Source organism: Frigoribacterium sp. CFBP 13707 (assembly GCF_014842245.1).
Classification (GTDB): domain Bacteria; phylum Actinomycetota; class Actinomycetes; order Actinomycetales; family Microbacteriaceae; genus Frigoribacterium; species Frigoribacterium endophyticum.
In genome coordinates this window covers 481659-506325 of sequence record NZ_JACYVL010000003.1, presented here as the reverse complement: position 1 = coordinate 506325, position 24667 = coordinate 481659, and the positions used below count along the sequence as shown (strand labels likewise).

Below are 24667 nucleotides of genomic sequence, written 5' to 3'. Positions count from 1 at the left end.
CGCCCCCTGCGCACCCTCCTGCCACGACATCGTGCCCACCAGAGACGAGGACGTCCAGTGACATCGACACACGCCCCATCCGTCGGCCGTACGCCGACCCCGGCGGAACCGCGCCCCACGGCGCCCCGCTTCCGGCAGCCGCGCCGAGACGCAGCCCGACTCGCCAAGGCCGGCGCCTGGGCACGTCGCGCACCGCTGCTCCCTGCCTTGATCTTCGTCATCGCAGTCACCCAGGTGCCGTTCGTCATCACCATCGTGGTGTCGTTCATCAACTGGAACTCGCTCTACCCGAACGACATCGCCTTCGGCTGGTTCGACAACTACGTCAACGTCTTCACCGACGCGACCATGCGCGCCTCCGTCGTCACCACCATCGTCCTGACCGTGGCCGTTGTTCTCGTCAGCCTCATGTTCGGGCTCCTGATCGCGCTCCTGCTCGACCGGAAGTTCCTCGGTCGCGGGGTCGTGCGCACGATCATGATCGCGCCGTTCCTCGTGGTGCCCGTCGCTGCGGCACTGGTCTGGAAGCACGCGCTCTACAACCCCGAGTACGGCCTGTTCAACGGCGCGCTCACCTGGTTCTTCGGCCTCTTCGGCGCCACCGCGCCGCAGCCCGACTGGATCACGAACAACCCGCTGATCGCGGTCGAGGCGGCACTGATCTGGCAGTGGACTCCGTTCATGATGCTGATCTTGCTCGCAGGCCTTCAGAGCAGACCCCTCGACGTGCTCGAGGCTGCACGCGTCGACGGCGCCAGCGCCTGGCAGATCTTCCGCTACATGACGCTTCCCCACATGCAGCGCTACCTGGAGCTGGCAGCGCTGCTCGGGTCGATCTACATCGTCCAGAACTTCGACGCCGTCTTCACGATCACCGCCGGCGGGCTCGGCACCGCGAACCTGCCGTACACGATCTACCAACAGTTCTTCCAGGCGCACGACTACGGCGCAGCATCCGCGGCAGGCGTCATCGTCGTCATCGGCTCGCTCATCATCGCCAACTTCGCGCTCCGCACCGTGTCCACGCTTCTCAAGGAGGAGAACCGATGACCACCCTCACCACCCCACGCCGCGCTGCCCGTTCGGTCCGAGCCTCATCGGCCCCGGGAGCCACGGCGGGACGCACGCTCGGAAGCCGGGCCCGCGGGGGCTTGGCGGGCCTCGCAGCCTGGATCGTCGGCTTGGCCTTCTTCGCCCCGGTGGCCTGGATGGTGCTGACGAGCTTCCACTCCGAGACCGACGCGGCCACGAACCCGCCCTCGCTCTTCGCGCCTCTCACCCTCGATGGCTACGCGAACTTCTTCGGCGCGAACTCGGGTGCCGGCCCCTGGCCGCCGCTGATCAACAGCGCCTCCGCGTCGATCATCTCGACCCTGCTCGTGCTCGTGCTGGCACTGCCCGCCGCGTACGCCCTGTCGATCCGTCCCGTGGAGAAGTGGTCGGACGTCATGTTCTTCTTCCTCTCGACGAAGATGCTGCCGATGGTCGCCGGGCTGCTCCCGATCTACCTCATCGCCTCTCGCATCGGCGCCCTGGACTCGATCGGGCTGCTGATCGTGCTCTACACGTCGATGAACCTCCCCATCGCGGTGTGGATGATGCGGTCGTTCCTCTCAGAGATCCCCGTTGAGATCCTCGAGGCCGCTGCGCTCGACGGCGCGAACCTCCTGTCGATCTTCCGCCGTGTCATCATCCCGATCTCCGGACCGGGCCTCGCGGCGACAGCACTGATCTGCTTCATCTTCAGCTGGAACGAGCTGCTGTTCGCCTCCGTGCTCACCAGCACCCAGGCGTTCACGGCGCCGGTGTTCCTCACCAGCTTCGTCACCAGTCAGGGCCTGTTCCTCGCGAAGGTCTGCGCAGCCGCCGTCGCTGTGTCGTTCCCGGTGTTGGTCGCCGGCTTCGCGGCACAGGACAAGCTCGTGCAGGGCCTCAGCCTCGGCGCCGTGAAGTAGCTCGTCCACGCCAGCCCGCTCCGCGCCTCCACCTGCACCCCCGTCTCACGGAGAGATCATGACGAACGACAACCACGAGAGCCCTGTTCCCGGCTCCCACGCCGCACGTGAGCCCCTGCCCCTCCGGCCGGACACCCTCGCCGCCCTCGCGGCGCGTGGTGTCTCGGTGCCGACCTACGACCGGGAGGGGCTCACGGCCGGCATCGTGCACTTCGGCGTGGGCGGGTTCCACCGGGCCCACCAGGCGATGGTGATCGACCGCCTCCTCGCGGCGGGCGAAGCGCGCGACTTCGCGATCTGCGGCGTCGGTGTGCTCGAGCAGGACCGTCGCATGAAAGAGGTGATGGACGCCCAGGGCGGCCTCTACACGCTCGTCCTCAAGCACCCGGACGGCCGACGTGAAGCCCGCGTCGTCGGCAGCATCGTCGAGTACCTGCTGGCCGTCGACGACCCCGAGGGGGTCATCGAGAAGATGGCGTCGCCCGAGACCCGGATCGTCTCGCTGACCGTGACCGAGGGCGGCTACAACTTCCACCACGTGACGGGCGACTTCGATGAGTCGACCCCGGTCGTCCGCGCCGACGTCGAGACGGTCGTCTCAGGCGGACTGCCGCACACGACGTTCGGTCTCGTCGCGGCGGCCCTGCAGCGTCGCCGCGAGCGGGGCATGGAGCCGTTCACCGTCATGTCGTGCGACAACATCCCCGGCAACGGACACGTGGCGAAGAAGATGTTCTCGGCCTACGCCGACCTCGTCGACCCGGACCTCGGCGCCTGGATGCGCGAGTCCGTCTCGTTCCCGAACTGCATGGTCGACCGGATCACCCCGGTCACGAGCGACGACGACCTGGCCGAGGTGCGCGACGTGCTGGGCGTCGATGATGCGTGGCCAGTGGTGGCCGAGCCGTTCTTCCAGTGGGTGCTCGAGGACGACTTCCCCCTCGGGAGGCCGCCGTACGAGCACGTCGACGTGCAACTGGTGGACGACGTCGAACCGTACGAGCTCATGAAGCTGCGGCTGCTCAACGCCAGCCACCAGGGCCTGTGCTACTTCGGCTACCTGTCGGGCTACCGCTACGCCCACGAGGCGACTGCCGACCCAGCGATCGCGACCTTCCTCCGCAGCTACATGGACCGCGAGGCCACGCCCACGCTCCCGCCCGTTCCCGGCATCGACCTCGACGGCTACAAGTCGACACTGATCGAGCGCTTCCGCAACCCCGAGGTACGGGACACCCTCGCCCGGCTCTGCGCCGAGTCGAGCGACCGCATCCCCAGATGGCTGCTGCCGGTCGTGCGCGAGAACATCGCGTCGGGAGGTGACGTGGCTCGGTCGGCCGCGATCGTCGCGAGCTGGGCCCGCTACGCCGAGGGCACCGACGAGCACGGCGAACCCATCACGGTCGTTGACCGACTGGCCGACCGGCTGACGACCACAGCCCTGAGCCAGCGCGCTGACAGGCTCGCCTTCCTCCGTGATCGCGAGCTCTTCGGCGACCTCGTGGACGAACCCCGCTTCACTGAGCCTTACCTCGACGCGCTCACCGGGCTCCTCGAGGACGGGGCGCACTCGACCGTGACACGCTTGCAGTGACCGAGTCCACGATGCTTCCCGAGGCGCAGCTGCACCTCGCCCTCCAGGTCACCGGGCGCGAGGGTGGTCCCGACAGGGCCTGGTTGCCGCCGAGGTCAGCGCCTTACCGTGGGCCACATGACGAAGCCTGCCGGTGAGCCCGCGGGGCTCATCCCCCAGCCCGAGACCACGTCACAAGGGCAGACGTTCGAAGGACGCCCATTGGCGCGGCCTCACGACGAGGTCGTCGATCAGGGGGCCGCCTTCGACGTCACCACCGTGATCAACAGGCGTCGCGCCATCAAGCTCCTGGGCCTCGGCGCCGGCGCATTCGCCCTCGCAGCCTGTACAGCACAGGGCTCGCCATCGTCGTCACAGCCGCCCATCGGAGGCTCCAGCATGCTGGACACTCCGGAAGAGATCGCGGGGCCCTTTCCGGGCGACGGGTCGAACGGCATCGACGTCCTCGATCGTTCCGGGATCGTCCGGCAGGACATCACCTCCAGCATCGGGGGTGGACGCGCAGTAGCTGGAGTGCCGCTCGTCATCGCGCTGACCATCACCGACGCGGGCAACGGCGGCCTTCCCGTCAGTGATGCGGCGGTCTACGTGTGGCAGTGCGATTCCCGAGGGGGCTACTCGATGTACTCGCCCGGCCTCGAGACCGAGACGTACCTTCGCGGGGTCCAACAGGTCGACTCCTCGGGCACGGCCACCTTCGCCTCGGTATTCCCCGGTTGTTACCCCGGACGCTGGCCGCACGTCCATTTCGAGGTCTACCCCCGACTCGAGTCGGTGACAGGGTCACAAGACCCCGTCCTGACGTCCCAGCTCGCGCTGCCCGAGAGCATCAGCCGAGAGGTCTACGGGCAGGCCTCCTACGAGGGATCTCTCGAGAACCTGGACCAGCTCTCCCTCGCGACCGACATCGTCTTCGGCGACGACTCTGCAGCTCTCCAGACGGCGAACGTCACCGGCAGCCCCGGAGGCGGGTTGAGCGCGGCACTCGAGGTGCGTCTCGGCGCACGCTGACACTGCGTGCGAACGTCAGGACCCCCGCAGCCCTCCGCATCCGGGGGTGTCACGACCCAGCGACGTGTGCCGGGGTGTGTGCAACAGCGCGACGGCGAGTTCGAGAGGCCTTGACGGTGATGAGCGCGAGCCCGACGGCGGCCCAGCCGACGAGGACGAGGAGGGACGTCAGCGCGTCGGACGGGGCGAAGTACCCGAAGTCCGTGACGGCTCGAACGGCAGCTCCCGCCGGAAGGGCTGGAGACAAGAACTGAGCCCACGAGGGCAGCAGATCTTGGCCGATGGTGGCGCTGCTGAGCGCGTTGCCGGTGGTCGTGAGGAGCAGGACGGCGATGCCGATGCCCGCGGCTCCGAGCCAAGCCCCGAGGGCTTCGGTCGTCAGCGCACACGCGGCGGACAGCAGTACGAGAGTCACCGCGAGGAGAGGCCACGGGGCTGGCAGGGCGTCGTACATCGTGCCGACGACCGTCGCAGCGACGCTGCCGATGACGACGGCGAAGGCTGCCGTGACGAGCAGGCGGTGCCGCAGGCGGACACGGCCAGCCGCTCCGGTGAGTCCCTGGCCGAGGATGAAGGAAGCCAATGCGACTCCGAAGGTCACGTAGAACGACACGAGGCCCTTGCTGTCGAACGGACTGAGCGGCACGACGTCATCTTCGCTGACTTCCAGGCCCGACGACTCGGCGAGCCCTGTCGCGAGAGCTCGGGCAGCCGAGCTCTCGCTGAGGCCTCGAGCGCCGGCGTACGCGACGTGGAGTGATCCGTCGGAGACGCTCAGCGAGGCCACAGTGTCGCCGCGCCGAACTGAGGCCAGCCCCTCGGCTTCGCTGTCGACCGCGGACACGTCCGCTCTGTCACCGAGCGCGTCGCGTGCGGCAGCCGCGAGAGTCGTTCCGGTGACGGCGAGGGGCAGGTGTGACGGCACGGGGGCACGTTGCAGCCCGACGAACAAGCTGATGAACACGGTGCCGATGACGAGTCCGGTGACCACGACTGAGATCCACGCCGCGTGCTTCGTGGTCTGCCCCGGCATCTCCCGCGCCGTGGGTCTCTCGATGGGGGCGGATGTGTCAGCCGACATGGGTGGGCTCCTCCACTAGTGTGGTTTGAATGTCAAACCTCGACGACTCTAAGCCAAGCGGTTTGAAAAGCAAACCGCAGGGTGATTCATTGACGTTCGCCCTGGCAGCTGTGGACGATCGCTGGTCATTGCACATCGTCCGGGCGCTCGCCTTCGGTGCCGCTCGCTACACGGCGATCCTGCGGGCCGTGGGCTCACCCCGCGACGTACTCGCCGCCCGGTTGCGGTCGCTGACCGACGCGGGCGTCGTGCGGGCCGTCCCTGGCGAGGGTCGCCCGGCGGGCTACGAACTCACCTCGAAGGGGCGCGATCTGGCTCAGGTGATCCTCGTCCTGAAGAAATGGGGCGACCTCTACGGCGACCCGTACATGCAACGCCTGGAGATCGTCCATGACGACTGCGGTCATGAATTCGTGGCAGAACTGCACTGCCGGGCATGCGGGCGGGCATTAGTGCCAGGAACCCTGTCCACTGCCGCGGAGACAGAAGCGCCGGGGCGGCTCGACGTGAACCTGTGAGGTCTCGCCGGCCTCGCCGGTGCCGTCGACGGCAGAACGGTGGTCTGACCTGTATCAGCGACGCAGCCTGAGGAGGCTCTCGTCGAGCATGAGCGCCATCACCTCCCCGAAGCGAGAATGTCGTCGAGTTCGGCCAGGACCACAGCGGAAGGTCGTGAGCGGCAGCGCATGACTCGCTGATCGGTGAATGCGTTCGTGGTGCCGGCCTACTCCCGGGGGAGTAGGCACATCGGTCCGGAGGGACGACGGCACCGGGGGCCGTCCGCGGAACCATGGGGACATCCCGAGGCGTCCCTGCCGCGGTCCCCACAGCCCTCTCGTCAAGGAGTCCGCCATGTCCCTGTTCCTCTCCCGGATCGGACGCTTCAGCGCCCGGCACCGGCTGCTCGTCGCCGGCGTGTGGCTGGTCGTCTTCGCCGCCCTCGTAGCCGCCTTCGCGATCGGCTCCCAGCGCGACGCACCGGCCGAGGCCGAGCGGTCCGCGTCGTCGTCCACCGCGGCCGCGCAGACCCTCGACCGGTTGCACGACGAGTTCCCCGCGACCGACACCGAGACCGACGCGGCTGCGGACACGCTGCAGCTCGTCTTCCAGGTGCCGTCGGGCACGACCGTCTCGGACGCCGCGAACTCGGTCGCCATCGGGGACGTCCTCGCCGTCGCGACGGATCTGCCGGGTGTCACCTCCGTGTCCGATCCGCTCGACCCGGCGGCGCCGTTCGTCTCCGAGGACGGCCGCACGGCCGTCGCGACCCTGTCGTACTCCGACCTCGGCGACACTGCCGACAAGACCGAGAAGTACGACGCGGCCCTCGACCTGCAGCGGTCCGCCCCGAGCGACCTCCGGGTCGAGCTCGGCGGCGACCTGCTCGAGACGCAGGCCCCCGAGGCGGGCATCGGTGAGGGCATCGGCGTGATCGCCGCCCTGCTCGTGCTCGTGCTCACCTTCGGCTCGCTGCTCGCGGCCGGCGCCAACCTCCTCGTCGCCGCCTTCGGAGTCGGCGTGGGCGTGGTCGGCATCCTGACCTACGGCGCCTTCTTCCCGATGGGCGACAACACGCTGATCCTCGCCGCCATGCTCGGGCTGGCGGTCGGCATCGACTACAGCCTCTTCATCCTCAGCAGGTTCCGCGCCGAGCTCCGCGAGGGACGGGGCGTCGAGGACGCCGTCGCGAGATCGGTCGGCACCGCCGGCACCGCCGTCGTCTTCGCCGGCCTCACCGTCATCGTCGCCCTCGTCGGGCTGCTCGTCGTCGGGATGCGCGACATCAGCGAGATGGGCGTCGCCGCCGCCGCGGCTGTCGCCATCGCCGTCCTCATCGCCCTCACGCTCCTCCCCGTGCTCATGCGCACCCTCGGACGCCGAGTGCTGCCGCGGCGTGAACGTCACGTCCGCGAGACCGCGCGCGCAGCGGACACACCGTCACGTCGGGGCTTCCTCGCCGGCTGGGTCCGCACCGTCGTCGCACATCCTGTGCTCTCGATGGTCGCCGGCGTCGCCGTCCTCGTGTTCGTCGCCCTGCCGACCCTCAGCATGAAGACCGCCTTCAACGTCCCCGGCGGCACCGACCCCGAGTCGACAGAGCGTGCCGCCTACACGCTCGTACTCGACGAGTTCGGCGGCGTGCAGAGCCCCCTCGTCGTCCTCGCCGAGGGCACCGACGCCGGCGACCGCTCCGAGGCGGTGTCCACCGAGCTGTCCCGTCTCGACGGCGTGCAGTCGGTCTCGCCCGGCCTCGTCTCCGACGACGGCGACGCCGTGATGTACAGCGTCGTGCCCACCGGCAGCCCGATCGACGACCGCACGATCGACCTCGTCTCGGCCGTCCGCGACGACGCCTCCGTCTCGGGCGTGACCCTCGAGGTCACCGGCGAGGCCGCGATCTACATCAACGAGGACGCCGCCCTGAACCAGGCCCTCATCAAGTACGTGATCCTGATCGCCGTCCTGTCGCTCGTGCTCCTGACGGTCCTCTTCCGATCGCTCGTCATCCCCGTCATCGCGACCCTCGGCTACCTCCTGTCGCTGCTCGCGTCCTTCGGCGGCAGCGTCGCGATCTTCCAGTGGGGCTGGCTCGACGCGCTCATCCCCGCGCCGCAGGGCGACCCGATGCTGAGCCTCCTGCCGATCCTCCTGGTCGGGGTGCTGTTCGGCCTCGCGATGGACTACCAGGTGTTCCTCGTCTCGCGCATCCAGGAGATGCACTCGAAGGGCATGAGCCCGAAGGAGGCGGTGGTCGCCGGGTTCACCCGGTCGGCTCCCGTGCTCGTGGCGGCGGGCAGCATCATGGCCGTGGTCTTCGCAGGGTTCGCGTCCAGCACGATGGCGGTCGCCGCCTCCATCGCCTTCGGCCTCGTCGTCGGCGTGCTCGCGGACGTGTTCCTCGTCCGGCTCGTGCTGATGCCGGCGGCGCTCGCGCTGCTGGGGAAGGCCGCCTGGTGGACTCCGGCCTGGCTCGACCGCCTCCTGCCCCGCCTCGACATCGAGGGCCACGCGCTCGACGCACAGGACGAGGCCTCTCGCGACGCCACGTCGTCCGACGAGCACGACCCCGAGCTCGTGCGGGCGTGACCCCGTGACCGTGTGAGACGGCTGTGGGCCGGGACGACCGAACAGCGGTCGTGCCCGGTCCGCCGCCGTGTGCGATCCGACCTGCACCGCCGAAGCGAGAGGATGGCGCCGTGACCGACACCGCCCCGCAGTACCTCCAGCCGGAGGCCTGGTTCCGACGGCCTGCCGTGCTCGACCACGGCGCCTTCGTCGTATCGCTGGCCGCGGTGGTCGGCGAGGTGATCCACCTCCTCGGCGACGCTGCACCTGCTCCCGCGGGTGGCTGGGTCGCCCTGGTCGTCGTGCTGGCGGGTGTCCTCGTCGCCCGCCGCCGCGCGTGGGCGGGACTCGCGGTGGTGCTCGCCGCCGCGGTCGTCGCCGCCGTGTCCGGCTGGGAGCCCATCACGCTCTGGACCATCGGCGTCTTCACGGTCTTCTCGGTCACCGTGCGGGGCGCTTCCCCCCTCGTGGCCGGCCTGCTCACCGGAGCGGTGACAGCCCTGTCGGAGGCGTTGGTCGCGTCGTTCGAGCTCGGTCGCCCTGAAGTGACGCTCGCGGCGATGACCTCGATCGCCGGGGCCGCCGCCGGCAGCGCCGTGCTCAGCCAGCACCGCTGGTGGCGGTCGCTCGAGGAGCAGACCCGGCAGGCCGTCCTGACCCGCGAGGTCGAGGCGGAACGTCGAGTGGCCGAGGAGCGCGTCCGCATCGCCCGTGACCTGCACGACGTCGTGGGGCACGAGGTCGCCGTCGTGAGCATGCACCTCGGGCTCGCCGAGGTGGGGCTGCCCGACGGGGCGGACGCGTCACGCCGCGCACTCGCCGACGCACGGGTGGGTGTGCAGGCGGTGCTGCGGGAGACGCAGGAGATCCTGACGCTGCTCCGCGCCTCCGGCCCCTCGGCAGACGACGACGACCGGCGGCCGGCTCCGGGCGTCGCGGCGCTTCCCGCCCTGCTCGACTCGTTCTCGGCGTCGGGGCTCGTCATCCGCGTACAGCTCGGCGAGCTGCCGCATCATCTGGACGTCACCGTGGACACCGCGGTCTACCGCATCGTGCAGGAGGGCCTCACGAACGCGCTGAAGCACGGTGCTGGTCCGGTCGACCTGTCAGTCACGGCGAGCGTCGGGGCGATCACGATCGACGTGACGAACCCGGTCCACGAGCCAGGACCGGACCGGCCGGCCGATCGGCGGGGCCTGGGTCTCGTGGGGATGACGGAACGGGCCCGGAGTGCAGGAGGCGACGTCGTCGTGTCCCGCACGCCCGACGTCTTCCGGGTCGTGGCGACCGTGACCATGGACGAGAGGAGCGGCTCATGAACGACGACGCCAGGGTCGACCGACGTCCTGGCCCGGTCCGGGTGCTGATCGTCGACGACCAGCTGATGATCCGGCTCGGGCTGCGCGGCATCCTCGAGGCGAGCGACGAGGTGACGGTGGTCGATGACGTCGCCGACGGCCTCCTCGCCGTCGAGCGAGTGCTCACGGAGACGGTCGACGTCGTCCTGATGGACGTCCGCATGCCGGGCATCGACGGCGTGGAGGCCACGAGGCGCATCCGTGCCGCGGGCTCAGCGGGCTCCCCGGGTCGGCCGTCGATCATCGTCCTCACCACCTTCGACGACGACGCGACGGTGCTCGAGGCGTTGCGGGCCGGTGCGGACGGGTTCCTCAGCAAGGGCGTCGGGCCGGCCGAGCTCGTCGCGGGCATCGTCGACGTGGCACGGGGCGGGGGAGTCCTGTCGGCGCGGGCCACCGCAGCTCTCATCAGGCAGGTCTCCGAAGCGACGCCCCCTGCTGTCGACACAGCAGTCGCGGCGCTCTTCGACCGGTTGACACCACGCGAGAGGGACGTGGTCGTGGCCGCTGCGGCAGGCAAGGACAACGCCACGATCGCGGCCGAGATGTTCGTCTCGCCGTTCACGGTCAAGACCCATGTGTCTCGCGCGATGACCAAGCTGCAGGCCCGCGACCGGGCTCAGCTCGTGGCCTTCGCCTACCGGGGCGGGCTCGTCCCGTAGCGACGAGACCCCGTGTTCTTCTGGTCACGAGCACTCGGTTCCCAGGCGCCGAGTTCGCGAGCCTTCCGACCGAGGGTGCTCGGCGCGAGTCCAGGCCACTGCCGACCGTCTGCGGGCTGGCCCTCCTCGGGAGTCTCGTCGGACGGCACCGTCGCCGGTAGGGCGGCGGCTGCGGTGCGGGGTGAGGTGTCAGGCCGGGACGCCGGGGAGCGTCGACAGCGCCACCGCCAGCGCGGCCGCCACCGCACCCAGCACGATGATGACGATGCCCGGGGCCGGGCTGCCGCCCGCCCGCCGCGCGACGATGAGGGCGCCTCCGACGACGCCGACGAGACCGAGGACGAGGAGGGTGATCGCGAACAGCATGGAGGGCCTTCAGGTCGGAGGAGTCAGGGGGCGAGCGACGAGGTGCGCGACGCGAGGCCAGCCGGGTCTCGGCGCGCGGTGCCCGAGCCCCGAGCCTAGGGTCGAGCGATGATCGTCGTCACGGTGACCCGCTTCCTGGCCGGTGCGTTCCTCGCGAACGCCGTTCCGCACGGGGCGGCGGCGCTGCGCCGGCGTGAGTTCCCCAGCCCGTTCGCGACGCCCCCGGGGGTGGGCCTCTCGTCGCCCCGCGAGAACGCCGCGTGGTCGTCGACGAACCTCGTGGTCGGCACGTCACTCCTGCTCGCCGTCCGCCGGCGCTCCGGGTCGCCCGCGTGGGCGGCGGCCGGGGCGACGCTCATGGGCGGCTTCCTCGGGTGGTGGTTCGCGCCCGCACGACGGGAGGCGCGCCTCCTCGCAGTCCCTCTCGAACGGTGAGCAGGTCCGGGCCCCGAGCAGCACCCGGCGCGCCTCAGCCCGAGGCGCCCGCCACGGTGCTGGCCCGCACGACGAGCTCGGGAGCGAAGACGACGCGCCGTGGCTCGCGCGTCGGGTCGTCGATCTCCTCCTGCAGGATCTCCATCGCCGTCTGGCCGATCAGGCCGCTGGGCTGGCGCACCGACGTCAGGGGCACCACGGCGGCCTGGGCGAAGTCGATGTCGTCGTAGCCCACGAGGGCGACGTCGTCGGGCACCCGCAGGTCGCCGAGCATCACCAGCGACTGGAGCACGCCCATCGCCACGAGGTCGTTCGCCGCGAAGACGCCGTCCGGCCGCTCGGCCGCCGGCCTGGCCATGAGGGCCGCCGCCGCCGCCCGGCCGTGCTCGACGGTGAGGCCCGGGACCTCGACCACCTCGAGGGTGACCTCCGGGCCCGCGGCGCGCACCGCCTCCCGGGCCCCCGCGACGCGGTCGGCGACCTGCTGCAGATCGAGGGGGCCGCCGACGACCACCAGGCGACGACGGCCGATCGAGACGAGGTGCTCGACGGCGAGCTGGCCGCCGCGCACGTCGTCGACGGAGACGGAGGAGAAGTCGGTGAGGTCGGCCCGTCGGTCGACGAGCACGGCCGGCGTGCCCCGGCGTCGCAGTCGGGCGAGCCTCGCGGTGACGTCGCCGACGGGGGAGATGAGGATGCCGAGCACGCGGTGCTGCTCGAAGAGGTCGAGGTAGTGTGCCTCGCGCTCGACCTGCTGGTCGCTGTTGCCGAGCAGGACGACGCGGCCCGCGCGCTCCGCCGCGGTCTCGGCGCCCCGGGCCACGTCGGAGAAGAACGGGTTCGCCCCGTCGAGGATCACCAGGCCGACGGCCCGGCTGGCCCCGGCGCGCAGCTGGCGCGCCGCGTCGTTGCGCACGAAGCCGAGCTCGTCGATGGCGGCGTGCACGCGCTCGACGGTGGCGGGGCTGACCTTGTCGGGGTGGTTCAGCACGTTGCTGACGGTGCCGACCGACACGCCCGCGGTGGTCGCGACGTCGCGGATGCTGACCGACTCCACCGGGCCCCCTCCGTCGTCGGCGCCCGGGCGGGCGACGGTCGACGTGCGTCCGCCGACGGTGACGAGTGTAGGCCGACGGGTGGTTGCGGGCGGGGCGGGCCGCACCTCCCGCGTGGCGACGACACGGCCCGCGGCACGCCGTGCTTGACGTCGGACCCGCCCGCCCCTACTGTCGTCCCCACGAGCTGTTGAAACGATTCATTTCTCGATGAGGAGAACGATCGATGACGATCGACCCCCCGGCCTCCGGCTACTCGCCGACGGCCCCCGTCCTGGAGCTGCGGCACGCCCGCAAGACCTTCGGAGCGGTCGTGGCCCTCGCCAGCGGCAGCGTGCAGCTGCGGGCCGGCGAGATCAACGCGCTAGTCGGCGAGAACGGCGCCGGCAAGTCCACGATGGTGAAGATCCTCGCCGGCGTGCACCAGCCCGACTCCGGCGAGTTCCTCTTCGACGGCCACCCGATCGTCTTCCGCACGCCGGCGGAGAGCAAGGCGGCGGGCGTCAGCGTCATCTACCAGGAGCCCACGCTCTTCCCCGACCTGACCGTCGCCGAGAACATCTTCGTCGGCCGTCAGCCCACCTCGCGCCTCGGCTTCATCGACCGCGGCAAGATGCGGGCCGACGCCCGGGCCCTGTTCGAGCGCCTCGGCGTCCCGATCGACCCCGACCGCGTCGCCGAGGGGCTCTCGATCGCCGACCAGCAGATCATCGAGATCGCCAAGGCGATCTCGCTCGACGCCAAGGTGCTGATCATGGACGAGCCGACGGCGGCCCTCAGCGGCGTCGAGGTCGAGCGTCTCTTCGGCGTCGCCCGGGCCCTCCGCGACCGCGGCAGCGCCATCATGTTCATCTCGCACCGCTTCGACGAGGTCTTCGGGCTCAGCGACCGCATCACCGTCATGCGCGACGGCGCCTTCATCTCCGAGCACGCCACCGGCGACGTCACGACGGCCGAGGTCGTCCGCGCGATGGTCGGCCGCGACGTCGACCAGCTGTTCCCCAAGCAGGAGGCGCGGATCGGCGAGCCCGTCGTGACCGTCCAGGGGCTGACGCGGCAGGGCGTCTTCCACGACGTGTCGTTCGAGGTGCGGGCCGGCGAGATCGTCGGCCTGGCGGGGCTCGTCGGGGCGGGCCGGACGGAGGTCGCCCGCGCCCTGTTCGGCATCGACCGCTACGACGCCGGCAGCGTCACCGTGAACGGGAAGCCCCTCGCGCGGCGGAGCCCGCTGGCTGCCATCACGGCCGGCATCGGCTTCGTGCCCGAGGACCGCCGCAGGCAGGGTCTCGTGATGGACATGTCGGTGAGCCGCAACACCACGCTCACCCTGCGCAGGACGCTCAGCCGGGCCGGCCTGGTGAGTGCGCGCCGCGAGCGCGAGGCCGCGGCCGAGTGGTCGCGGCGCCTGCAGGTCAAGACCGGCAGCCAGGAGCTCCCCGTCGCGACCCTGTCGGGCGGCAACCAGCAGAAGGTGGTGCTGGCGAAGTGGCTGGCGACCGACCCGACCTTCCTGATCGTGGACGAGCCGACCCGCGGCATCGACGTCGGCACCAAGAGCGAGGTGCACCGGCTGATCAGCGACCTGGCGGGCCGCGGCATCGCGGTGCTGATGATCTCGTCCGAGCTGCCCGAGGTGCTCGGCATGGCCGACCGGGTGCTCGTCATGCACGAGGGTCGTCTGACCGCGACCCTCGACCGCGCCGAGGCCACGGCGGAGCGCGTGATGCACGCCGCGACCGGGTCGGGAGCGGCGGACCCGACCGCGACCGGGGCGCCCGCGGCGGACCCGACCGCGACCGGGGCGCCCGCCGAGCCCGCGCCTCCGGCCCCGTCCCCGTCCATGCCCCCGACCGCAGAGGCCACCCGATGACCACGTCCCACGCTCTCGCGCCCGCCGCCACGTCAGGGCGCAGCCCCCTCGCCTCGGTGCTCCGTCAGCGCGAGGTGCCGGTCGCCTCGGCCCTCGTCGTGCTGGTGATCGTCACGACGATCGCCAACCCGCTCTTCGTCTCGGCCCAGGGCGTCAAGGACCTCATGCTCAACGCGACGATCACGGTCATCATGGCCGTCGGCCTCGGCGCGGTGATCATCACGAACAACATCGACCTCTCGGTGGGCTCGATCCTCGGCCTCGTCGCGTTCGCGACCGGCACGGTGTTCGCGGCCGCGCCGGAGATCCCGATCGTCGTCGTCTTCCTCCTCGGCCTCGCGATCGGCGCGGTGCTCGGCGCGGTCAACGGGTTCCTGGTCACGGTGGCCCGGGTGCCGTCGCTCGTCATCACCCTCGGCATGCTCTACATCTACCGCGGCCTCAACAACGCGTGGGCCGGCGGCCAGCAGTACTTCGCGGGGGACCGCCCCGCCGCCTTCGGCCGCCTGTCGGTGGACACGGTGCTCGGCGTCCCGATCATCACGGTCATCGCCGTCGTGGTCGTCGTGCTGGTCGCGGTGTTCCTCGCCCGCACCCGGCCCGGTCGCGACCTGTACGCCATCGGTTCCGACGAACAGGCGGCACGCCTCTTCGGCATCCCGGTGAGCCGGCGCGTCGTGACGGCGTTCGTGCTCAACGGGACGCTGACGGGCCTGGCGGGCGTGCTCTACGCCAGCCGCTTCAACTCGGTCGGCGCGACGACGGGCACCGGGCTCGAGCTCGACATCGTGGCCGCGGCCGTCGTCGGCGGCATCGCGATCTTCGGCGGCTCCGGCAGCGTCGTCGGCGCGGCCATCGGTGCCGTGCTGCTGACCACCATCACGAGCAGCCTCACCGCCCTCGGCGTCGACAAGTTCTGGCAGCAGGCCATCGTCGGCGTCCTCATCCTGACCGCCATCCTCGTCGAGCGGATCGCCTCGATCCGCAAGGCCCGACGACTGCGCACGAGCGAGGCCACCAATGCCTGACCAGACCGTCACCCGCGCCCCCCAGGCCCCCGCCTCCCCGTCGGGGAGCGCCACCCGCGACCCCGGGCAGCGCGCCGAACGGGCGCTGCGCCGCCGCCGCCTCCTCACCGGTCGCGGAGCGATCATGGTCTGGGCGCTGCTCGCGACCCTGCTCGTCTGCGCCCTGACGGTGCCGCGCTTCGCCAGCGTCCAGACCACCGGGTTCCTGCTGCTCGACGCGATCCCGATCCTCATGATCGCCATGCCGATGGCGCTGGTCGTCATCACCGGCGAGATCGACCTCTCGGTCGCCAGCACCGCGGGCCTCACGAGCGCGACGATGGGCGTGCTCTGGGCCGCCGGCTGGGGCATCCCCGAGATCTTCGTCGTGTGCGTGCTGATCGGCGTCGTCTGCGGTGCGCTCAACGGCGCGCTCGTGACGACGGTCGGGCTGCCGAGCCTCGCGGTCACCATCGGCACCCTGGCGCTCTACCGCGGTCTCGCGCTCGTCGTCATCGGTGACGACGCGGTGGCGAACTTCCCTCCCGGCCTCACGTCGTTCTTCACCTCGAAGATCGGCGGCACGGGAGTCCCGACGGTGATGGTCGGCGTCGTCGTCGTCATCCTCTTCTTCGGGGTCCTCTTGCACTTCAGCTCGTTCGGCCGGGCCCTGCCCGCGATCGGCTTCAGCAAGGAGGCCGCGAGCTTCGTCGGCGTGCACGTCGGCCGCGCCAAGTTCTGGATGTTCGTCGCCACCGGGGTCGTCTCGGCCCTGGTCGGCATCTACTGGACGCTCCGCTACTCGAGCGCCCGCAGCGACAACGCGACCGGCATCGAGCTGGCCGTCATCGCCGCCGTGCTGCTCGGCGGCGTCTCGATCTTCGGCGGCCGGGGCTCGATCCCCGGCGTCGTCGCCGGCGTGCTGATCATCTCGAGCATCAGCTACGCGCTGCGGCTCGGCGGCATCAGCGACGTCGTGCTCAACGTCGTCACCGGGCTGCTGCTCGTCGGCAGCGTGGTCACCCCGAGCCTGATCGCGGTCGTCCGCGAGAGGGCCCGGGCGAGGCGGGCCGCGAGGGCCGTCCTCGACGGCTCCGCCGATCCCGCCTGACCTCCCCGATCCCACCCGACCCCCAGCACCACCCCGGCACCACCCCACCCCACAGCAAAGGACAGAACGATGGAGTTCCCCACCTTCCCCCGCGGCCGCGCCCTCCGGCGAGGCCTCGCCGCCGCCGCGACCGTCGCCGCCGTCTCGCTCGTCGCCTCCGGCTGCGCCCTGACGGCCGGCGGCGACGACGCCGGCTCGGGCTCCGGCTCGGGCGGCGGCTCGTCGTCGATCGCCTTCGTGCCGAAGCAGCTGAACAACCCGTACACCGACGTCGTCCTCGGCGGCGGCGAGGCCGCGTCGAAGGACATCGGCTACGACTACAGCGTCGTCGGCCCGCTCGAGGCGAGCGCCTCGTCACAGGTCACCTTCCTCAACACCCTCACCCAGCAGGGCACGAACGTCATCGTCATCGCCGCGAACGACCCCGACGCGGTCGGGCCCGCCCTGAAGGAGGCGCGCGACGGCGGAGCGAAGATCGTCGCGTTCGACTCCGACACGAACCCCGACTACCGCGACGTGTTCGTCAGCCAGGTCGAGGCGAAGGACGTCGCGCTCATCCAGATCCGCCAGATGAGCGAGCAGATCGGCGGGGAGGGCGACATCGCCATCCTGTCGGCCACGGCGAACGCCACGAACCAGAACGAGTGGATCAAGTACATCCAGGAGGAGGTCGAGACGAACCCGGACTACGCGGGCATCTCGATCGTCTCCACCGTCTACGGCGACGACGACGACGCGAAGTCGTTCCAGGAGGCCCAGGGCCTGCTGCAGGCGAACCCCGACCTCAAGGGCATCATCTCGCCCACCACGGTCGGCATCGCGGCCACCGCCCGCTACCTCTCGACCTCGGAGTACAAGGGCAAGGTCGCGCTCACCGGGCTCGGCCTGCCCAACGAGATGCGCGAGTTTGTCAAGGACGGCACCGTGACGGCCTTCGCCCTCTGGGACCCGGCGCAGCTGGGCGAGGTCGCGGCCTACGCGGGCCAGGCGCTGGTCGACGGCACCATCACCGGCGCCGAGGGCGACACGTTCACCGCCGGCGACCTCGGTGAGCGCACCGTCGGCGCCGACGGGATCATCATCGTCGGCCCGCCGACCGAGTTCGACGCCGACAACATCGACGACTACGACTTCTAGTCGTCGTCCGTGACGGGGGCGGCGGCCCAGCCGGCCGCCTCCGTCACCGCCCCGCGGTGCTCCCGTGCCGCCCCTGCCCGCCCTCATCCCTCGCGACGGAGCGACCCCCATGAGCGCCACGCCCCCGCCGGCCACCGACCTGCTGCCCCCGATCCGCCGTCGCCCCACCCGCGTCGGGCTGGTGGCGGGCGGGCTCGGCACCTACTGGCCGCAGTTCCCCGGCCTGCTGCCCCAGCTGCAGGAGTCCACCCGCTACGTCGTCGACCGCTTCGGCGGGCTCGACGCCGAGGTCGTCGACACGGGCTTCATCTCGGACGCGAGGGAGGCGCGGGGCGCGGCCGAGACGCTGCGCACGGCGGACTGCGACCTGGTCGTGGTCTTCCTCACGACGTACCTGACCTCGTCGATGGTGCTGCCGATCGCGCAGCGGGCGGGCGTGCCCGTGCTCGTCATCGACCTCCAGCCCAGCGAGGCCATGGACCACGCGACCTTCGACACCGGGCTGTGGCTCGCGTACTGCGGCCAGTGCCCGGTGCCCGAGGTGGCGAACGTCTTCCGGCGAGCCGGGGTCGAGTTCCGGTCGGTGACCGGCCACCTCCGCAGCGAGCGGGCCTGGGCCCGCATCGAGCGGTGGGTGCACGCGGCCGGGGTCCGCGCCCGGCTGAGGGAGGCGCGGCACGGCCTCATGGGGCACCTGTACCCGGGCATGCTCGACGTGTCGACCGACCTCACCCTCGTCTCGACGCACTTCGGCTCGCACGTCGAGGTGCTCGAGCTCGACGACCTCCGGGTGCGGGTCGACGACGTGACCGCCGCGCAGGTGCGGGACCGCTCGGCGCTCGCCCGCCGGGTCTTCGACGTCCACCCGTCGGTCGACGAGGACGACCTCGACTGGGGAGCACGCGTCTCCGTCGCCCTCGACCGCCTCGTCGACGACTTCGACCTCGACTCGCTGGCCTACTACCACCGCGGGCTCGACGGCGAGCTGCACGAGCGCATCGGCGCCGGCATGATCCTCGGCGCCTCGCTGCTCAACGCCCGCGGCCTGCCGGCCGTGGGGGAGTACGAGCTCCGGACCTCGGTCGCGATGCTGGCGGCGCAGTCGCTCGGCGTCGGCGGCTCGTTCACGGAGATCCAGGCGATCCACTTCGGGGACGGCGTCGTCGAGATGGGCCACGACGGGCCGGGGCACCTGGCGCTGTCGTCGGCGAGGCCCGTGCTGCGCGGCCTCGGCGTGTTCCACGGCAAGCGCGGGCACGGCGTCAGCGTCGAGTTCGACGTGCAGCCGGGCCCGGTCACGACCTTCGGCCTCGGGCAGGACCGCGACGGCGGCCTCTCGTTCGTGACGAGCGAGGGGGCCGTCGTGCCCGGGCCGCACCTGTCGATCGGCAACACGACCTCCCGTGTCGACTTCGGGGGAGACCCCGGTGAGTGGGTCGACGAGTGGTCCCGGACGGGCATCGGCCACCACTGGGGTCTCTGCACCGGGCACGTGGCCCGCGACGTCGCCGCCGCCGCCTCCCTCCTCGGCATCGAGCACCGCCACGTCTCGGCGCCGTTCGACGACGCCGACGGCTTCGCCCGGAGCATCGGCCGCTCGACGCCCTGACCTGCTCGACACCGCGTGCCCCCCGGGATACGCTCAGTCCATTGAAACGATTCAACGACGAACCGGAGATCTCCTGATGACCGCCGACGAGCACGAGCGCTACGCGTTCCGGCTGCAGGTCGCCCCCGACCGACTCGACGACTACGCCCGGCGCCACGCCGCGGTCTGGCCCGAGATGCTGCAGGCCCTCCACGACAGCGGCTGGCACGGTTACTCGCTCTTCGCCGCTGCCGACGGCCTGCTCGTCGGCTACGTGGAGGCCGAGTCGCTGGTCGCCGCCCAGGCAGCGATGGCCGAGACCGAGGTCAACGCGCGCTGGCAGGCCTCGATGGCCGAGTTCTTCACCTCGCTCGACGGCACCCCGCCCGACGAGGGCCTCGAGCTGCTGACGCAGGTCTTCAACCTCGAGCGTCAGCTCGGCCTGCCGGGCGGCGGCCGCCCCGCGGCCGCCGACGCGAGCCCCGGGCCACGCGTCACCCCCCTCACCCCCACGACCCCGGCGTCGACGACGACGACCGGAACGACGACCACGGAAGAGACCTCATGACCACCTTCGAGTCCATCGTCCCCGTGCTCGAGCGGCAGGCCATCGAGCTGCCCAGCTGGGCGTTCGGCAACTCCGGCACGCGGTTCAAGGTGTTCGGCACGCCGGGCACGCCCCGCACGCCCGAGGAGAAGATCGCCGACGCCGCCACGGTGCACCGCGTGACGGGCCTGGCCCCGAGCGTCGCCCTGCACATCCCGTGGGACGAGGTCGACGACTTCGGCGCCCTCCGCTCGTTCGCCGCCGAGCAGGGCGTCGCCCTCGGCACCGTCAACTCGAACACGTTCCAGGACGAGGCCTACAAGTTCGGCAGCCTGGCCCACAGCGACGCGGCCGTCCGCCGCAAGGCCGTCGACCACCACCTGCGCTGCCTCGAGATCATGCACGAGACCGGGTCGCGCGACCTCAAGATCTGGCTCGCCGACGGCAGCAACTACCCCGGCCAGGACTCCCTGCGGCAGCGCCAGGACCACCTCGCGGAGTCGCTCGCCGAGATCTACGCAGGTCTCGGCGACGAGCAGCGCCTCGTGCTCGAGTACAAGTTCTTCGAGCCGGCGTTCTACCACACCGACGTCCCCGACTGGGGAACGAGCTACGCGCAGGTGACCGCCCTCGGCGACCGGGCGCTGACCTGCCTCGACACCGGCCACCACGCCCCGGGCACGAACATCGAGTTCATCGTCATGCAGCTGCTGCGGCTCGGCAAGCTCGGCTCCTTCGACTTCAACTCGCGCTTCTACGCCGACGACGACCTGATCGTCGGGGCGGCCGACCCGTTCCAGCTCTTCCGCATCCTGTTCGAGGTCGCCGACGGCGGCGGGCTCGACGAGGGCTCGCCCGTGCAGTTCATGCTCGACCAGTGCCACAACGTCGAGGACAAGATCCCCGGGCAGATCCGCAGCGTGCTGAACGTGCAGGAGATGACGGCGCGCGCCCTGCTCGTCGACCGCCCGGCGCTCGACGCGGCCCGCGCCTCCCACGACGTCCTCGGCGCCCACGCCGTGCTCATGGACGCGTTCTACACCGACGTGCGCCCGGCCCTGGCCGACTGGCGCGAGGGCCGCGGCCTGCCCCGCGACCCGATGGCGGCCTACCTCACGAGCGGCACGCCCGAGCGCCTGGCCGCCGAGCGGGCGGGCGGCACGCAGCTCAGCTGGACCTGATCCGCGCACCCCGACCCGCGCCTCCCGCGCCCCCTCGACCCGCCCCTCCTCACCTCGAACGGACCCCACCTCGTGACCAGCACCACGCCCACCCCCGCCGCCGACCTCGTCGCGCGCAGCAACCGCCTCGGTGCCGACCCGGCCAACACGAACTACGCCGGCGGCAACACCTCGGCCAAGGGCACCGCGACCGACCCCGCGACGGGCGAGCCGGTCGAGCTGCTCTGGGTCAAGGGCAGCGGCGGAGACCTCGGCACCCTCACCGAGGGCGGCCTCGCGGTGCTGCGGCTCGACCGGCTGCGCGGCCTGGCGGGCGTCTACCGCGGCGTCGAGCACGAGGACGAGATGGTCGCGGCGTTCGACTACGCCCTGCACGGCAAGGGCGGGGCGGCGCCGTCGATCGACACGGCCATGCACGGCCTCGTCGACGCGGCGCACGTCGACCACCTGCACCCCGACGCGGGGATCGCGATCGCGACGGCGGCGGACGGCGAGCGGCTGACGGCCGAGATCTTCGGCGGCGCGGTCGTCTGGGTGCCGTGGCGCCGGCCGGGCTGGCAGCTCGGCCTCGACATCGCGGCCATCAAGGCGGAGCACCCGGAGGCGCGGGGCACGATCCTGGGCGGGCACGGCATCACCGCGTGGGGCGAGACCAGCGAGGAGGCGGAGGCGGCCTCGCGCTGGATCATCGAGACCGCGCAGGCCTGGCTCGACGAGCACTCGCGGCCCGAGCCGTTCGGGCCCCCGCTCGCCGGGTACGCGGCCCTGCCCGCCGAGGAGCGTCGCGCGAAGGCCGCGGCCCTCGCGCCGGTCGTCCGTGGCATCGCCTCCCACGACCGGCCGCAGGTCGGCGCGTTCACCGACAGCGACGTCGTGCTCGACTTCCTCGCGAGCACCGAGCACCCGCGGCTCGCGGCGCTCGGCACGAGCTGCCCCGACCACTTCCTCCGCACGAAGGTGCGGCCGCTGGTGCTCGACCTGCCGGCCGACGCGACCGTCGAGGAGTCGATCGCGCGCCTCCGCGAGCTGCACGAGCAGTACCGCCTCGACTACCAGGCCTACTACGACCGGCACGCGACGCCCGACAGCCCGGCGATCCGCGGCGCCGACCCGCTGATCGTGCTCGTGCCGGGCGTCGGCATGTTCTCGTACGGGGCCGACGCCCAGACGGCGCGCGTCGCCGGCGAGTTCTACGTGAACGCGATCGCCGTCATGCGCGGCGCCGAGGGCGTCTCGAGCTACGCGCCGATCGACGAGGCCGAGAAGTTCCGCATCGAGTACTGGGCCCTCGAGGAGGCCAAGCTGCAGCGCCGGCCCGCGCCGAAGCGGCTGGCCACCCGCGTCGCGCTCGTCACGGGTGCCGCGTCGGGCATCGGCAAGGCCATCGCCACCCGGCTCGCCGCCGAGGGCGCCTGCGTCGTGGTCGCCGACCTCGACCTCGCCAAGGCGCAGGCCGCGGCGGCCGAGATCGGCGGGCCGGACGTGGCCCGCGGCGTCGCGGCCGACGTCAGCGACGAGGCGGCCGTGAAGGCGGCGATCGCCGAGGTGCTTCTCGCGTTCGGCGGCCTCGACCTCGTCGTCAACAACGCGGGCCTCAGTCTCTCGAAGTCGCTGTTCGACACCACGGAGGCCGACTGGGACCTGCAGCACGACGTCATGGCGAAGGGCTCCTTCCTCGTCGCGAAGAACGCGGCGCGCGTGCTCGTCGACCAGGGCCTCGGCGGCGACATCGTCTACATCTCGTCGAAGAACTCGGTCTTCGCCGGCCCGAACAACATCGCCTACAGCGCGACGAAGGCCGACCAGGCGCACCAGGTCAGGCTGCTCGCGGCCGAGCTCGGCGAGCACGGCATCCGCGTCAACGGCATCAACCCCGACGGCGTCGTGCGCGGGTCGGGCATCTTCGCCAGCGGGTGGGGGGCCAACCGCGCCGCGACCTACGGCGTCGACGAGAAGGACCTCGGGGCGTTCTACGCCCAGCGGACCATCCTCAAGCGCGAGGTCGTGCCCGAGAACGTCGCCGCGGCCGTCGCCGCCCTCTGCACGAGCGACTTCTCGCACACGACCGGGCTGCACGTGCCGGTCGACGCGGGCGTCGCCGCCGCCTTCCTCCGGTGAGCCGGCGATGAGCACAGTGCGCACGACCGGCGGAGCCGTCGTCGCGGTCGACCTGGGGGCGACGAGCGGCCGCGTCGTGGTCGGCCGGGTCGACCGTGACGGCGTGCGCCTGCAGCACGTCGCGCGCTTCGCGAACGAGCCCGTCGCCGTGCCGGAGGGGGAGCCGGGGGGAGTCGCGGGCCGGGTAGGCCTGCACTGGGACGCCCTCGGGCTCTGGCGGTCGGTCACCGCGGGGCTGACCAAGGCCCTCCGCGACGAGCCCGCCGTCGTGTCGATCGGGGTCGACTCCTGGGCCGTGGACTACGGGCTGCTGCGGGACGGCCGCCTCCTCGGCTCGCCGTACCACTACCGCGACGAGCGGTCGGCGGCCGGGGTCGAGGCCGTGCACGCCGTCGTGCCGCCGGAGGAGCTCTTCGCGCGGACGGGCCTCCAGCACCTGCCCTTCAACACCGTCTTCCAGCTCGCCGCCGACCGGGCGACGGGAGTCCTCTCGCCCGCCGACCGAGCCCTGCTCGTGCCCGACCTCTTCTCGTGGTGGCTCACCGGCACGGCGGCGACCGAGCGCACCAACGCCTCGACGACCGGCCTGCTGTCGCCCGTGACAGGAGAGTGGGACGCCGAGCTCGTCCGGCGGCTCGGCCTCGACCCCGGCCTGTTCGCGCCGCTCGTCGACCCGGGGACGTCGCTCGGACCGCTGCGGCCGTCGGTCGCCGCCGCGGTCGGCGCTCCGCCCTCGCTCGAGGTCACGGCGGTCGGTTCGCACGACACCGCGTCGGCCGTCGTCGCCGTCCCGATGACGGGCGACGACGCCGCCTACGTGTCGAGCGGCACGTGGTCCCTCGTCGGCCTCGAGCTGTCGTCTCCGCTGCTCGGCGACGACGTGCGGGCGGCGGGGTTCACGAACGAGGGCGGCGTCGACGGCCGCGTGCGGTTCCTCAAGAACGTCTCCGGTCTGTGGCTGCTCAGCGAGTCGATGCGCGCCTGGAGCCGCTCGGGCACCTCGGCCGCCGAGCGCAGCAGCGACCTGGCGACCCTCCTGGGCGAGGCGGCCGCCGTGACGCGGCCGGTCTCCGTCTTCGACGCGACCGACGAGCGGTTCACCCCGCCGGGCGACATGCCCGCGCGCATCGAGGCGTGGTGCACCGAGCACGACGTCGAGCCCCCGCGCAGCCGCGCCGAGACGGTGCGGAGCATCCTCGAGTCCCTGGCGGCCGCCTACGCGGCGACCCTCCGCGACGCCGAGCGGCTCTCGGGCCGCACCGTCCGCACGGTCCACGTCGTCGGGGGCGGCTCGCAGAACGAGCTGCTCTGCCAGCTCACGGCCGACCGCACCGGCTGCACGGTGCTGGCCGGGCCGGTCGAGGCGACCGCCCTCGGCAACGTTCTCGTCCAGGCCCGTGCGGTCGGGCTCGTCGACCGCTCGTCGTCGCTCGAGTCGCTGCGCGCCCTCGTCGCCGCGTCGCACGCCGTCGTGACCTACCGGCCGCGGACGTCGCCGCTCGCGGCCCCCGCCCGCGCCTCCTGA

21 protein-coding genes are annotated in these 24667 nt (G+C 71.7%); 18 read left to right on the top strand and 3 right to left on the bottom strand.

The window, feature by feature from the left end; genetic code table 11:
* Positions 1–57: 57 nt before the first annotated feature.
* The 4 genes from IFT45_RS09300 (at position 58) to IFT45_RS09285 (ending at position 4560) form a co-directional block, all read left to right on the top strand.
* On the top strand, positions 58–1050 hold the full coding sequence (locus tag IFT45_RS09300) for an ABC transporter permease subunit (RefSeq protein WP_192127768.1): 993 nt from the start codon (positions 58–60) through the stop codon (positions 1048–1050).
* A complete protein-coding gene (locus tag IFT45_RS09295; RefSeq protein WP_082514337.1) occupies positions 1047–1955 on the top strand; it encodes a carbohydrate ABC transporter permease in 909 nt (302 codons plus the stop codon). The genes IFT45_RS09300 and IFT45_RS09295 overlap by 4 nt, the downstream gene beginning before the upstream one ends.
* 58 nt (positions 1956–2013) lie before the next feature.
* On the top strand, positions 2014–3549 hold the full coding sequence (locus tag IFT45_RS09290; RefSeq protein WP_192127767.1) for a mannitol dehydrogenase family protein: 1536 nt from the start codon (positions 2014–2016) through the stop codon (positions 3547–3549).
* Between the two features lie 117 nt (positions 3550–3666).
* Positions 3667–4560: a 3,4-dioxygenase subunit beta gene (locus IFT45_RS09285; protein WP_192127766.1), complete on the top strand. Its 894-nt coding sequence runs from the start codon at positions 3667–3669 to the stop codon at positions 4558–4560.
* A 49-nt stretch (positions 4561–4609) separates the two neighbouring features.
* On the opposite strand, the gene IFT45_RS09280 is transcribed toward IFT45_RS09285, so the two are convergent.
* Complete coding sequence (locus tag IFT45_RS09280) at positions 4610–5641, bottom strand: ABC transporter permease (RefSeq protein ID WP_192127765.1); 1032 nt, start codon at positions 5639–5641, stop codon at positions 4610–4612.
* A gap of 29 nt (positions 5642–5670) precedes the next feature.
* Here IFT45_RS09280 and IFT45_RS09275 point away from each other — a divergent pair, with 29 nt between their 5' ends.
* The 4 genes from IFT45_RS09275 to IFT45_RS09260 all read left to right on the top strand — a co-directional run bounded on the left by IFT45_RS09275 (position 5671) and on the right by IFT45_RS09260 (position 10727).
* The gene (locus IFT45_RS09275) at positions 5671–6159 is read left to right on the top strand and encodes a helix-turn-helix domain-containing protein (RefSeq protein ID WP_192127764.1); all 489 of its coding nucleotides are present in this window, start codon (positions 5671–5673) and stop codon (positions 6157–6159) included.
* Between the two features lie 334 nt (positions 6160–6493).
* Positions 6494–8728 carry an MMPL family transporter gene (locus IFT45_RS09270; protein WP_192127763.1) on the top strand — a complete coding sequence of 745 codons (2235 nt, stop codon included), beginning with the start codon at positions 6494–6496 and terminating at the stop codon, positions 8726–8728.
* Between the two features lie 110 nt (positions 8729–8838).
* Positions 8839–10026 carry a histidine kinase gene (locus IFT45_RS17810; protein WP_192127762.1) on the top strand — a complete coding sequence of 396 codons (1188 nt, stop codon included), beginning with the start codon at positions 8839–8841 and terminating at the stop codon, positions 10024–10026.
* Positions 10023–10727, top strand: coding sequence for a response regulator transcription factor (locus tag IFT45_RS09260; RefSeq protein ID WP_192127760.1), 705 nt, complete (start codon positions 10023–10025; stop codon positions 10725–10727). The genes IFT45_RS17810 and IFT45_RS09260 overlap by 4 nt, the downstream gene beginning before the upstream one ends.
* A 189-nt stretch (positions 10728–10916) precedes the next feature.
* Here IFT45_RS09260 and IFT45_RS09255 read toward each other — a convergent pair whose 3' ends face one another.
* Positions 10917–11093: a hypothetical protein gene (locus IFT45_RS09255; RefSeq protein ID WP_156369925.1), complete on the bottom strand. Its 177-nt coding sequence runs from the start codon at positions 11091–11093 to the stop codon at positions 10917–10919.
* A 108-nt stretch (positions 11094–11201) separates the two neighbouring features.
* Here IFT45_RS09255 and IFT45_RS09250 point away from each other — a divergent pair, with 108 nt between their 5' ends.
* Positions 11202–11528 (top strand): hypothetical protein, encoded by a 327-nt coding sequence (locus tag IFT45_RS09250; protein WP_192127758.1) that lies wholly within the window; start codon positions 11202–11204, stop codon positions 11526–11528.
* A gap of 34 nt (positions 11529–11562) precedes the next feature.
* Here IFT45_RS09250 and IFT45_RS09245 read toward each other — a convergent pair whose 3' ends face one another.
* Positions 11563–12585, bottom strand: coding sequence for a LacI family DNA-binding transcriptional regulator (locus IFT45_RS09245; protein WP_056054408.1), 1023 nt, complete (start codon positions 12583–12585; stop codon positions 11563–11565).
* A gap of 224 nt (positions 12586–12809) precedes the next feature.
* On the opposite strand from IFT45_RS09245, the gene IFT45_RS09240 reads away from it, so the two are divergent.
* The 9 genes from IFT45_RS09240 to IFT45_RS09200 all read left to right on the top strand — a co-directional run bounded on the left by IFT45_RS09240 (position 12810) and on the right by IFT45_RS09200 (position 24667).
* The gene (locus IFT45_RS09240) at positions 12810–14453 is read left to right on the top strand and encodes a sugar ABC transporter ATP-binding protein (RefSeq protein ID WP_192127756.1); all 1644 of its coding nucleotides are present in this window, start codon (positions 12810–12812) and stop codon (positions 14451–14453) included.
* Entirely contained in the window at positions 14450–15481 is a 1032-nt protein-coding gene (locus IFT45_RS09235) for an ABC transporter permease (RefSeq protein WP_167259077.1), read from the top strand. The genes IFT45_RS09240 and IFT45_RS09235 overlap by 4 nt, the downstream gene beginning before the upstream one ends.
* Positions 15474–16571: an ABC transporter permease gene (locus IFT45_RS09230; RefSeq protein WP_192127753.1), complete on the top strand. Its 1098-nt coding sequence runs from the start codon at positions 15474–15476 to the stop codon at positions 16569–16571. The genes IFT45_RS09235 and IFT45_RS09230 overlap by 8 nt, the downstream gene beginning before the upstream one ends.
* 69 nt (positions 16572–16640) lie before the next feature.
* Complete coding sequence (gene rhaS, locus IFT45_RS09225; protein WP_056054413.1) at positions 16641–17708, top strand: rhamnose ABC transporter substrate-binding protein; 1068 nt, start codon at positions 16641–16643, stop codon at positions 17706–17708.
* Between the two features lie 109 nt (positions 17709–17817).
* Positions 17818–19317 carry an L-fucose/L-arabinose isomerase family protein gene (locus IFT45_RS09220; RefSeq protein ID WP_192127751.1) on the top strand — a complete coding sequence of 500 codons (1500 nt, stop codon included), beginning with the start codon at positions 17818–17820 and terminating at the stop codon, positions 19315–19317.
* Between the two features lie 76 nt (positions 19318–19393).
* A complete protein-coding gene (locus IFT45_RS09215) occupies positions 19394–19864 on the top strand; it encodes an L-rhamnose mutarotase (protein WP_082514342.1) in 471 nt (156 codons plus the stop codon).
* Positions 19861–21024, top strand: coding sequence for an L-rhamnose isomerase (gene rhaI, locus IFT45_RS09210; RefSeq protein ID WP_192127749.1), 1164 nt, complete (start codon positions 19861–19863; stop codon positions 21022–21024). Before IFT45_RS09215 ends, rhaI begins: the two co-directional genes overlap by 4 nt.
* A 72-nt stretch (positions 21025–21096) precedes the next feature.
* On the top strand, positions 21097–23142 hold the full coding sequence (locus IFT45_RS09205; protein ID WP_192127747.1) for a bifunctional aldolase/short-chain dehydrogenase: 2046 nt from the start codon (positions 21097–21099) through the stop codon (positions 23140–23142).
* A gap of 7 nt (positions 23143–23149) precedes the next feature.
* Positions 23150–24667, top strand: coding sequence for a rhamnulokinase family protein (locus IFT45_RS09200; RefSeq protein ID WP_192127745.1), 1518 nt, complete (start codon positions 23150–23152; stop codon positions 24665–24667).

Bases quoted from the DNA above. Each gene is read 5' to 3' on its own strand.
- IFT45_RS09295 (WP_082514337.1), top strand. From the start codon at position 1,047: ATGACCACCCTCACCACCCCACGCCGCGCTGCCCGTTCGGTCCGAGCC.
- IFT45_RS09290 (WP_192127767.1), top strand. From the start codon at position 2,014: ATGACGAACGACAACCACGAGAGCCCTGTTCCCGGCTCCCACGCCGCA.
- IFT45_RS09285 (WP_192127766.1), top strand. From the start codon at position 3,667: ATGACGAAGCCTGCCGGTGAGCCCGCGGGGCTCATCCCCCAGCCCGAG.
- IFT45_RS09280 (WP_192127765.1), bottom strand. From the start codon at position 5,641: ATGTCGGCTGACACATCCGCCCCCATCGAGAGACCCACGGCGCGGGAG.
- IFT45_RS09275 (WP_192127764.1), top strand. From the start codon at position 5,671: ATGTCAAACCTCGACGACTCTAAGCCAAGCGGTTTGAAAAGCAAACCG.
- IFT45_RS09270 (WP_192127763.1), top strand. From the start codon at position 6,494: ATGTCCCTGTTCCTCTCCCGGATCGGACGCTTCAGCGCCCGGCACCGG.
- IFT45_RS09260 (WP_192127760.1), top strand. From the start codon at position 10,023: ATGAACGACGACGCCAGGGTCGACCGACGTCCTGGCCCGGTCCGGGTG.
- IFT45_RS09255 (WP_156369925.1), bottom strand. From the start codon at position 11,093: ATGCTGTTCGCGATCACCCTCCTCGTCCTCGGTCTCGTCGGCGTCGTC.
- IFT45_RS09250 (WP_192127758.1), top strand. From the start codon at position 11,202: ATGATCGTCGTCACGGTGACCCGCTTCCTGGCCGGTGCGTTCCTCGCG.
- IFT45_RS09240 (WP_192127756.1), top strand. From the start codon at position 12,810: ATGACGATCGACCCCCCGGCCTCCGGCTACTCGCCGACGGCCCCCGTC.
- IFT45_RS09235 (WP_167259077.1), top strand. From the start codon at position 14,450: ATGACCACGTCCCACGCTCTCGCGCCCGCCGCCACGTCAGGGCGCAGC.
- IFT45_RS09230 (WP_192127753.1), top strand. From the start codon at position 15,474: ATGCCTGACCAGACCGTCACCCGCGCCCCCCAGGCCCCCGCCTCCCCG.
- rhaS (WP_056054413.1), top strand. From the start codon at position 16,641: ATGGAGTTCCCCACCTTCCCCCGCGGCCGCGCCCTCCGGCGAGGCCTC.
- IFT45_RS09220 (WP_192127751.1), top strand. From the start codon at position 17,818: ATGAGCGCCACGCCCCCGCCGGCCACCGACCTGCTGCCCCCGATCCGC.
- IFT45_RS09215 (WP_082514342.1), top strand. From the start codon at position 19,394: ATGACCGCCGACGAGCACGAGCGCTACGCGTTCCGGCTGCAGGTCGCC.
- rhaI (WP_192127749.1), top strand. From the start codon at position 19,861: ATGACCACCTTCGAGTCCATCGTCCCCGTGCTCGAGCGGCAGGCCATC.
- IFT45_RS09200 (WP_192127745.1), top strand. From the start codon at position 23,150: ATGAGCACAGTGCGCACGACCGGCGGAGCCGTCGTCGCGGTCGACCTG.